This is a genomic window from Flectobacillus rivi (assembly GCF_030056655.1).
Classification (GTDB): domain Bacteria; phylum Bacteroidota; class Bacteroidia; order Cytophagales; family Spirosomataceae; genus Flectobacillus; species Flectobacillus rivi.
In genome coordinates, this window is the sequence record NZ_JASHIE010000009.1 from 389,291 (window position 1) to 399,469 (window position 10,179).

The window sequence follows — 10,179 nt, forward strand, 5'->3', positions numbered from 1 at the left end:
ATTACATTTTCCCACGCCATGCGGAAATTGTTTGGAGCATCGAATGTATTCTCTGAATACCTTAGCTATTTGGGAAGCATCCTTATTAATAGGATAGCAGCTCTAGTAGGTTTTCAGTTTGCATTGGTATTCCTTGTTTCGCCTGTTCTAGGACAAAACTGTACAGATTTGTTCCTACTCAACAGCTACGACGGAAAGGTTTATTCTATTTCAGCTCTTGATGGGTCTAAGACGCTAGTCACGACCATGACAGCAGGAAAGAGTAACTTGGCCGTTGGTCCTGATGCTTCGAGCCTTAGTTCTACAGTATTTGTTTCTTCTGAAACAGCGGCTAGTTCTACGGTCTACAAAAACAACACCAGTACCGGTATAACGCTTCCACTTGCTTTGGGGGGCTTAACCACCAATCCCCTTACTACAGGAGCAAATGCTGGATATGTTTATGGAATGACTTCTGATAGACATTTGGTAAAAGTGTATCCTTCGCCATCATCGGATTTGGGCACAGTTACGGGTGATGCTACTTGGACTGGAGGTACCATTTCGAATGATGCGTTTTTTGATAATGTGGGTAAAATGTATGTACCCGTTAAAAATGGGACTGCTAGTTATTTGTATTCGATCAATTTGTCTACAAAAGTAGCATCTCAGGTCGTTCAATTAAGTGGTACAATTCCTGCAAATTTTCAAGGTATTGCCTTTTTTAACGATAAGATTTATGCTGCTGAGCTTTATACAAACTCCGTGTTGATTACAAATTATGTGTATGCAAGGATATATGAGATTAATCCGAATACAGGACAAAGCTCAGTTAAGACCAACGTTCAATTAGCAACTATTATCGGTACCGTTCCTTCTATTAACTTGGACTTGGCTACTTGTGATGTTTTTGTACCCATAGCAGCACCAGGTTGTAATGAATTGTTTGGTATTGCAACTGTAACAGGAGCTAATCCTCTTACTTATTCAGCTTACAGAATAGATTTGAGTAGCCTTTCAACTACTATGGTTGCTCAAGGGAATCAAACTAACCAAGGTAATATGGCTTTTGGACCAATACCAGGTAATTTGAATCAAAACCGTTTTGTAACCTCAGTTAATAATTCAAATGGTACGATTTACACTGCTGCGGCACAAAGTACTGTTTCAACGTTTGTAGCAACCACCTATTCAATAGGTAACCCTATTGGTCTTGGAACAGACCCTTCATCAGGTATTGTTTATGGTATTGCATCTAGAATGTTAACTAAGTGGACAGGTACGAGTGGCGGTGCAGATGTTGGTCTTGTAGCTGGAGATGCTGCTTGGAATAATTCTAACAATACCGTATTAAATGATATAGCTGTAGATGCAAGTGGAAACCTGTACTGTGTTTTGTTTGAAGGAACTTCTTTACATTTATATAGACTAAACCCTACATCTTTGACTGCTACCAAGGTTGTAACTGCAACAGGTACTTTTCCAGTTATTGCAGGAGGTAATGGTAATGGTTTAGCTTATCTAGGTGATTTCTTTTATTACAGCCGTCTCAATGGCAATAATACAGATCTTTGGAAAATCAATGCTTCAACCGGGGCATCAACCTATGTTGGTTCAGTTACTGGTTTGAACATTGGAGATTTAGGTTCATGTGCTACTGTAACTAACGTGCCTGCAACCTTCTCATTTAACTGTTCTTCTGGTAGTGCAGGATTAGTTGGCTCACCTCTCTATGCCAATGGTACTACAGGACAAACATCAACCTTACGAGTGCCAATTAATAATGCAGTTAACGGTCAAGCTTCACTTACTGTAACAGTTTCTGGTGCTGGTATTGTTGCAACACCTTCTCCTTTTACAACAACAATTGCGCAAGGGGCAACCTTTGTCGATATTCCTATTACATATGATGGTAGTGGTGCAATAGGTACAAGAACCTTAACGATTACTTCACCTAATGCATCAGGTACATGTTCTATTTCGATTCCTGTATCATCGGATGATGCAGATGGCGATGGAGTAACAGATACTAAGGAAGGGTTAGACGGTACAGATCCAATGAACGCTTGTTCATTTGTGTTAGCTAGCCAGACAAGAACACCATCTTCAAGTTGGAATACTTCTGACTGTGATGGTGATGGTATTAGTAACTCGACTGAAAAAACAAATGGAACTAATCCTTTAGATCCATGTGATCCTGCGTTGGCTGTTCCAGTAATAAGTTCTTCAAGCTTATTAAATGCTTGTCCAGCAACAACGGTGAATTTGAATAGTGCTGTAACAAGTACAGCTCCATCAGGAACTACTTTGGTATGGTTTACAAACAATGCACATACTGGTACGGCTTACGCAACGCCTACGGCCGCTACCAATGGTACTTACTATGCATTCTATTATAATGCAACTACAGGTTGTTATAGTGTTGCATCCAATTCAGTAGATGTATTTATTTCATCTTGTTCTGGAACAGGTGCTACTGGGGGACCTTGTAATACAAAATCTCCTTGGACCAACTCGCTTTATACAAACTTATCAGCGACTAGATCAACTGGAGGTATTTGTTTGCCATTAATTTCAGGCAATAACTCCAACTTAGTAGATGCGGACTTGACAAACAATGTGAGCTTTAGCTTAACTGGTTTGGGATGTAATATCACTATTGCTGTAAAAGATAATGATGTAGCTGATACGTATCCAGCAGGATATTATGCAGGTTTCAAAATTGGATCAGCTAACTTGATTAGTGGTAGTATAGCATCAGGTGTAAGAATCGAAACCTATAATAATGGCGCTTTTGTAGAAGGCAAAGACGTTGTAACTAGTTTGATTGGTATCGAATCTAGTTTGCTAGACGGTTCAGGATTAGCAACCGTAGGTTTTGTAACAACAGCTGCATTTGATGAGGTTCGTATTAAATATACAACATTGGTTGGTGCTCTATTCTCAGGACAGGTTTATTATCCAGTAATTGAGAAATTCTGTGCTCCAACAGCTTTGACTTGTAACACTCAGACAATCCTTTCTAACACAACTTATCCTGTTGTGATTAATGATGCCAATACAGGTATCTCTGGAGTTGCATGTGTAGGTTGTTCGATTAACAATTCTGAAAACTTAATTACTTCAAGCACTTCAGACTTTGCTACTATTACAATGGCAGCAGCACTTGGCAGTACGTCTTCTATTTCTGTAAAAGATGTATTGACTACTTATACTGCGGGTTCATTTGCAGGTTTTAATATCTCAAATACAAGTTTGATTAATGCCAACTTGCTTTCAGGTATTACGATTAAAACGTATAAAGCAGGTGTTTTGCAAGAAACAACTACGACCAATACGTTGCTTTCTGTGAATTCTTCATTATTGACAGGTTCAGGAAACCAATTGGTAGGATTTGTAACTACAAAAGACTTTGATGAAGTACAATTCCAGATAACCAACTTATTGGGTATCATTAGTACTACGAATGTATACAATCTTGTTGTACAAAAATTGTGTGCTGGTCCTGCATTGACTTGTGGTGACACCTACATTGTATCTCCTACTTACCCTGCAGTATTGAATGGAAGCTTGACAGGTATCAGTGGTGCAGCATGTGTGGCTTGTGCGGTAAACAACTCACAAAATGTTGTAGATGCAAGTACTTCTAACTATGCCGATATTGTGCTAACAGCAGGTGTATTGAGTACGGGAGCAATCTCAGTGAAAGATGCTCTATCAACTTATCCAATAGGAACTTTTGCTGGTTACGATGTTGAAAACAGTACATTACTAGGGGTAAGTTTATTAAATAATGCTACCATTACTACTTACCTCAATGGTGTAGCTCAAGAAAGTAATGCTGGAGGCTTAATTTCTTTATCGCCGTTGAGTACTACTCGCCAGATTATTGGATTTAAGACGACAAAAGTCTTCAATGAGGTTCGTTTTGCTATTTCCAACCTAGCAGGAGTAAATGTAGGAACAACTCGTGTTTATGGTACCGTTTTACGTACAGCTACAACTGCTGGTTTTACTGCTCCAACTTTATCAGGAGGAGGCTCTACAGCAGCAATTTCTAATATTTGTCCAGCTACAACAGCTAACCTAAATAGCGCTATCACAAGTACTACTCCAGTAGGTGCTACTTTGGTTTGGTTTACTAACAACGCTCATACAGGCTCAGCTTTGAGTACTCCTGGAGCTGCAGGAGCGGGTACTTACTATGCTTTCTACTATGATGCAACTGCTACTTGTTACAGTCCTGCCTCTGGAGTAGTTACCGTAACAATTAATGTTTGTGATAGTGATGGCGACGGTGACCTTGACAGTACTGACCCTGCACCAAATGACCCATGTGTATGGAGCGTAAATCAAGTGTTGGCTAATACTACTACAGCTTGGCGTAACGCAGACTGTGATGGTGATGGTGTGAAAAACTATGACGAAGCAACTGGCTCGGATGGAAACCCTGCAACTACTGCTGATAATACTGATCCTAAGAGTGCTTGTAGCTTGAATTTGAGTCAAGTAACTCTAGTGGCAACCAGTACAGGAGATTGCGATGGTGATGGTGTAACAAACAAAGATGAAATCAATGGTTTGGATAGAAACCCAGCTACTACAGCAGATAATACAAATCCATTAGATCTATGTAGTTATAATGTTGCAGATCAGGTATTTGCTAATACCACAACTAATTGGAAGAACGCAGACTGCGATAAAGATGGTAACCCAAATGGTACAGATCTAAATCCAAAGGTTCCAACCGCAAACGCTGATATGTTAACAGCTCCGTTTGGAGTATCAAGTAATGTTAATGTATTGACAAACGACGATTTCTTACCTGGTTTAACTACTTCAATTACTAAAACAGGAGGAACCGCTATAGGTACTTATACTTTCAATAATGTTACAGGAGTACTGACTTATAGCCCAGCGCCAACTGAGCCTGGAATGAATGTTACGATCATTTATCAAGTATGTAATACCACAGTAACACCAAATGTATGTGCTTCGGCAACAGTAACAATTAGTGTACCTACTGCTGGTGACTTAGATGGTGATGGTGATCCAGATAATACAGACCCAGCACCAACTGATGGTTGTGTATGGGGAGCCAGTCAAGTGCTTTCTAGTACTACAATAGCATGGAGAAATAGTGACTGTGATGGAGATGGAGTAACCAACTACAAAGAAGTTACAGGAACTGATAACAACCCTGCTACAACTGCTGACAATACCAACCCATTAGATGGCTGTAGCTACAATGCAGTAGATCAGGTGTTGAGTAGTACAAGTCCAGCATGGAAATTATTGGATTGTGATAAAGATGGAAATCTAAATGGTACCGATCCAAATCCTAAAACGCCTACTGCCGTAGCTGACGCCTTTACTGCTAAGTATGGTAGTGCAACAGGATTCAATATCTTAGCCAATGACGATTTCTTGGCAAGCGCTACAATAAGTCTTGCTAAAACAGGAGGAACGGCTAATGGAACAGTAAGCTTTAATCCATTGACTGGTATGCTTACTTACACACCATTGATTACAGAACGTGGTACAACTGTTACCGTAATTTATCAAGTGTGTAATACGTCAGTTACGCCAAATGTATGTGCTACTGCAACTGTAACAATTACAGTTCCTGTAGATACAGATGCAGATGGAATTCCTGATGCAGATGATTTAGATGACGATAATGATGGTATTTTGGATACAGTTGAAAATGCTCAATTGAGTGCAGATACCGATGGTGATGGTATTCCAAACCGCTTAGACTTGGATAGTGATAACGATGGTATCAACGATGTAGATGAAGCCAATGGTATAGATGTAGATGGTGATGGTATGGCAGATGGTTTAGTATCTCCATCAGGTATCCCATCGACGGCAGGTTTAGGATTGACGCCACCTGACACAGACAATGATATGAAGCCTAATCCTTACGATCTAGATAGCAATAATGATGGTATTACAGACTTAGAGGACGGCGGTTTGAATCCTAATTTGGATGCTAATGGTGACGGTATTGTAGACTGTACTACAAATTGCGATCCAGATGGTGATGGTATCTTGACACCAGTCGATGGTTTACCAAATGTATGGAAAGATGCTTTATTGCCAGACTTAACACCGACAACGGATATTAATAGTTTGGAATTCTTAACAGCAGGTACTCCTAGAGATTTTGTGGTAAATGTGTTTGAAATCAATAATGTACCAAATGTAAGTGGTAGTACGATTGGTTTTAGAGTTGCCAAAATCTCAGGCTTTACGATTACGTATTCAAATACTTCAGGTACATCAAATGTATTTGGCGGTACAGCGAATAGTAATAGTGATTGGACTTTTACAGAGAATGCCAACTTTATTACGGTGACAGCTAAGCCGGGTGTCGTGATTCCACAAAATGGGAAGAAGGTCATAGGCTTTACAGTAGCACGTAAGACAGGTGTACCAAGTAATACAAGTCAAAATATTACAGTAACAATTATCTACGGTTCAGCCGGTGAAGAAAAAGTGAATAACAACACTGTTGAAACTAAAATCACTGCTAACTAACACTAACAAAACTAGAAATCATGAGACCTATTAAACAATTAATGCTCGTTACAGCTCTCATTACTGGAGGGCTATGTGAAGTGGAAGCGCAGGATGTTAGTATCAATATTCTAAACCAGCCTGCCGCCGTTTCGAAGGGTTCAACTTTAGGACGTGTTACCGTAGATATCTGTAATAATGATGGAGGTAGTCGCAACGCTGCTATTGGAAAATTACAGCCAGTAATCAGCTTTCCAAACTTAGTTACTGGAACTTCTGTAGTTCCAGTAACAGTAACAGGATGGACAGTTATTTCTAACGATGGTCAAACAATTCGTTTACAAAATACAACTGCAATTGCACCAGGTGAATGTAGTCAAATTGTACTAGGATATACAGGTGTTTCTGTAGGAGGGCCACTTCCTGTAGTAGGTACTTTACAATTTAATGGATTACCAACCTTTGGTAACTTACCAGGAAACGACCTTAGTACAACCTCTATCACAGTATTCTTAGATACAGATGGAGATACTATTGCCGATACCATTGACCTAGATGACGATAACGATGGTATTCTAGATACTGTTGAGGATCTTCAATTCTCTGCCGATTTAGATGGAGATGGTGTTCCTAACAGTTTAGATTTAGATAGTGATAACGATGGTATCAATGATGTAATTGAAGCAGGCGGAGTAGATGCTAATAATGATGGTATCGCTGATGGTACTTCAGGACTAACAGGTATCCCAGCAAGTGCTAATCAGTTGACTGGAACAATTCCTCCAGATTCAGATTTAGATACTCGTGCCAATCCTTATGATTTGGATAGCGACAATGATGGTATTAATGATATTATCGAAAGCGGTAATCCTGCCTTAATCGATGCCAATGGTGATGGTATTGTAGATGGCACAGACCCTGATGGAGATGGTATTGTCGGTGCTGCCGATGGTAGTAGCTCTAGAGGAGATAGCAGTGATCCTACGCCAATCAATACAGATAGCAATGGTCTTCCTGATTATTTAGATATCGATAGTGATGATGACGGATTGAGTGATTTATTAGAAAGTGGTATTGCCAGTGCGGCAACACTTGATGTGAATAAAGATGGAAGAGTTGATGTAATCACAGATTTAGATGGAGATGGTATCGTAACACTTGTTGATGGAAGCGCAACTTACGGGGATGCCAATAATCCAGCTTTACCAGATAGTAATACTAATGGAATTCCTGATTATCGTGAAGCTAATCCAGATATTGATGGCGACGGCGTTACCAATGCTCAAGAGATTACCGATGGTACTGACTATTCAAATGGCTGTAGCTATAATCCTTCAAACCAAGTATTAGCTAACACTAGTACAACTTGGCGTAACTCAGATTGCGATGGTGACGGTGTTACTAACTACAAAGAAGCTACTGGTACGGATAATAACGCAGCTACTACTGCAGATAATACGAATCCGTTAGATGGTTGTAGTTACAATGCTGTTGATCAGGTTCTTTCTAATACAAGTCCATTATGGAAAGTACAAGATTGTGATAAAGATGGAAATCCAAATGGAACAGATCCTCATCCTCAAGTACCTACAGCGGTAGATGATGCACTAGTAGCAAGATATGGCTCTTTGAGTACTGTTAATGTATTACTAAATGATGACTTCTTGTTAGGTCTGACTACTACTATAACCCAAACAGGAGGTACTGCAGCAGGAACCGTTTTAATTGTTCCAACTACAGGTATCTTGAGTTATACTCCTACGCTTGCTGAAAGAGGTACAACCGTTACAGTAACTTATCAAGTATGTAACACTTCAGTTATACCAAGTGTATGTGCTAATGCAACTGTAAATATTACAGTCCCAGCCGATACTGATGCAGATGGCGTACCAGATGTAGACGATTTGGATGATGACAATGATGGTATTTTGGATACAGTTGAAAATGCTCAACTGAGTGCAGATACTGATGGTGATGGTATTCCAAACCGCTTAGACTTAGATAGTGATAACGATGGTATCAACGATGTAGATGAGGCCAGCGGAATTGATCTAGACGGAGATGGTATGGCAGATGGTGTAATCTCTTTATTGGGTATTCCAGCTACAGCAGGATCTGGTTTAATATTAACTGCATTAGATACAGATGGAGATAATAAACCAAATCCTTATGACTTAGATAGCGATAATGATGGATTCTATGACTTAATTGAAGGTGGTTTGAATCCAAGCTTAGATGCAGATAATAATGGTATAGTAGATTGTTCTACGAATTGTGATCCAGATGGCGACGGTATTTTGACACCGGTAGATGGTTTACCAAATGTTTGGAAAGATGCTTTATTACCAGATTTAACACCAACTACTGATATCAATAGCTTGGAGTTCTTAACAGCAGGTACTTCTAGAGACTTTGTGGTAAATGTATTTGAAATTAATAATAAGCCAAACGTGAGTGGTAGCACAATTGTATTCAGAGTTGCTAAAATCTCAGGCTTTACAATTACTTATCCATCTACCTCAGGTACTTCAGATGTCTTTGTTGGCGGAACAGCAAATAGTAATAGTGATTGGACATTTACAGAGAATGCCAACTTTATTACAGTAACAGCTAAAGCAGGAGTAGTAATACCACAAAATGGGAAGAAGGTCATAGGCTTTACAGTAGCACGTAAGACTGATGTACCAAGCAATACAAGTCAAAATATTACAGTCACTATTATTTACGGTTCAGCTGGTGAAGAAAAAGTAAGTAACAACACCGTTGAGACTAAAATCACAGCTAACTAATAAAAGCAAGCATTATGAACATTTTGCGAAAAATAGTAATTCTTCTGGTCTGCTTAGCACTAGTTAGTGTAAAGGTTCAGGCCCAAGATGTAAGTATCAATATTATCAATCAACCATCCACCGTGACTCAAGGTTCAACCTTGGGTCGGGTGACGGTAGATATTTGTAATAATGATGGCGGTAGCCGTAGTGCTGCGGCGAATAGATTGCGTCCCTTGATTACTTTGCCAAGTAACTTAATTGGGAGTACCCTAGTTCCTATTACGACGACCGGTTGGACTGTGTTAACAAACGATGGCCAAACGATTCGTTTAGAAAATACGAGTCCTATACTTCCAGGAGAATGTAGCCAAATCGTATTAGGTTATACAGGGGTAACAATTGGAGGTCCTTCAACTGTGACAGGTACTTTAGGGTTTAATGGCCCTCAAACAATAGGTAATCTTACAGGAAATGATAACAGCACAACGTCTATTACGGTCATAACTGGCGATACGGACGGTGATGGTGATCCAGATGTAACAGATCCTCAACCAACGAATCCATGTTCATGGGGCCCTGGTCAAGTCTTGGCAAATACCAGTACAGCTTGGCGTGATGCAGACTGTGACGGCGATGGCGTAACGAACTATAAGGAAGCAACAGGAACAGATAATGACCCATTGACGACGGCTGATAACACGAATCCAAACGATGCTTGTAGCTACAACAAGGTAGACCAAGTACTTGCGAATGTTGATCCATCTTGGTTGACCAAGGACTGTGATAAGGATGGTAATCCAAACGGAACGGACTTGAATCCACAAATTGCTACGGCAGTGAACGATGCCTTGACAGCTCCTTATGGTTTGACACGTACTGTAGATGTATTATCAAATGATGACTTCTT

Annotated in this window: 3 protein-coding genes; all 3 read left to right on the forward strand. The window is 39.9% G+C overall.

Annotated features, from left to right (window positions below):
* Positions 1–18: 18 nt before the first annotated feature.
* The gene (locus tag QM481_RS14350) at positions 19–6,522 is read left to right on the forward strand and encodes a beta strand repeat-containing protein (protein ID WP_283382239.1); all 6,504 of its coding nucleotides are present in this window, start codon (positions 19–21) and stop codon (positions 6,520–6,522) included.
* Positions 6,523–6,542: 20 nt separating this feature from the next.
* The gene (locus QM481_RS14355) at positions 6,543–9,290 is read left to right on the forward strand and encodes a hypothetical protein (RefSeq protein WP_283382240.1); all 2,748 of its coding nucleotides are present in this window, start codon (positions 6,543–6,545) and stop codon (positions 9,288–9,290) included.
* Positions 9,291–9,304: 14 nt separating this feature from the next.
* Positions 9,305–10,179: hypothetical protein (locus tag QM481_RS14360; RefSeq protein ID WP_283382241.1), on the forward strand; the 875-nt coding region annotated here is incomplete at its 3' end.

Bases quoted from the DNA above. Each gene is read 5' to 3' on its own strand.
- QM481_RS14350 (WP_283382239.1), top strand. From the start codon at position 19: ATGCGGAAATTGTTTGGAGCATCGAATGTATTCTCTGAATACCTTAGC.
- QM481_RS14355 (WP_283382240.1), top strand. From the start codon at position 6,543: ATGAGACCTATTAAACAATTAATGCTCGTTACAGCTCTCATTACTGGA.